Origin of the sequence: Streptomyces sp. NPDC127084, assembly GCF_042724175.1 — a bacterium.
Lineage (GTDB): Bacteria > Actinomycetota > Actinomycetes > Streptomycetales > Streptomycetaceae > Streptomyces.
The window spans coordinates 1-1,337 of record NZ_JBHXFA010000376.1 but is presented as its reverse complement, the minus strand read 5'-3'; the positions used below and the strand labels follow the sequence as shown (position 1 = coordinate 1,337).

2 protein-coding genes are annotated in these 1,337 nt (G+C 67.4%); both read left to right on the top strand.

All coding sequences use genetic code 11. The annotated features are described in order from the left end of the window. On the top strand, positions 1–961 hold a 961-nt coding region (locus tag ACFWI9_RS34350), incomplete at its 5' end, for a penicillin-binding transpeptidase domain-containing protein (RefSeq protein ID WP_387169238.1). Further along, on the top strand, positions 958–1,337 hold a 380-nt coding region (locus ACFWI9_RS34345; RefSeq protein WP_387169236.1), incomplete at its 3' end, for an FtsW/RodA/SpoVE family cell cycle protein. The genes ACFWI9_RS34350 and ACFWI9_RS34345, both read left to right, overlap by 4 nt.

Below are 1,337 nucleotides of genomic sequence, written 5' to 3'. Positions count from 1 at the left end.
GGGTGAGCCCAAGGACTACTTCTACAAGGCGGCCCACCAGTTCGGCCTCGGCAAGACCACCGGCGTCGACCTCCCGAACGAGGTGACCGGCCGCATCCCGGACCGCAAGTGGAAGCAGGAGACCTGGGAGGCCAACAAGGCCTACTGGTGCAAGACCGGCAAGAAGGGCGGCACGTACGTCCAGCAGATCGCGTACGAGAACTGCCTCGAAGGCAACAAGATGCGCGAGGGCGACTCGATCAACTACTCCATCGGCCAGGGCGACACCCTCGTCACGCCGATCCAGGAGGCCATGATCTACGGCGCGCTCGCCAACGGCGGCACCGAGTACGTCCCGACCATCGGCAAGGCGATCGTCAGCGCCGACGGCAAGACCGTCACGGAGATCAAGCCCAAGGTCAAGGCCAAGCTGCCGATCAGCGCGGCCACGCACAAGGGCATCGACAAGGCCCTCGCGGGCGTGGTCACCAGCGGTACCGCCGCCTGGAAGTTCCAGGGCTGGCCGCAGGACAAGATCGAGCTGCACGCCAAGACGGGTACGGCCGAGGTCTACGGCAAGCAGACGACCTCGTGGTTCGCGACGTACACCAAGGACTACACGGTCGTCATGACGATCGCCCAGGCCGGTACCGGTTCGGGCGCCTCCGGTGAGGCCGTGCGCAACATCTACAACGCGATGTACGGCGTCCAGGCCGACGGCTCCATCGACAAGAAGAAGGCGCTGCTGCCCACCCCGCAGAAGAGCCTCCCGAAGGTCCGCGCCGACGGCACGATCGCCTCCCCGAAGATCACCGCCGACCCGGCCAAGGAGCTGGAGAAGCAGCAGGAGCAGGCGACCCAGGGCGGGGTCACGGCCGCGGACGACACCCAGCAGCCGGCCGTCGCGCCCTCGCCGTCCACCACCAACAGCAACACCCGCAGGCGCCCGCGCAGAAGGGGAAACCGGAGGATGCTCACATGACCGGCAACAGCTTCTCCGTCTCCGGATACGGGCCCGACCGGGCCGGCTGGACCCGGGTCTTCTCCCGTGACTCGCTGGCCCGCCGGCTGGACTGGCCGATACTGCTCTCCGCGATCGGCCTGTCCCTGATCGGCTCGCTGCTGGTCTACTCGGCGACCCGCAACCGCACCGAGATCAACCAGGGCGACCAGTACTACTTCCTGATCCGGCACCTGATGAACACCGGCATCGGCATCGCCCTGATGATCGCCGTCGTCTGGGTCGGCCACCGCACCCTGCGCGTCATCGTCCCCTTCCTGTACGGCGCCTCGGTGCTCGGCATCCTCCTGGTGCTCACCCCGCTCGGCTCCACGGTCAACGGCGCGCACTCCTGGAT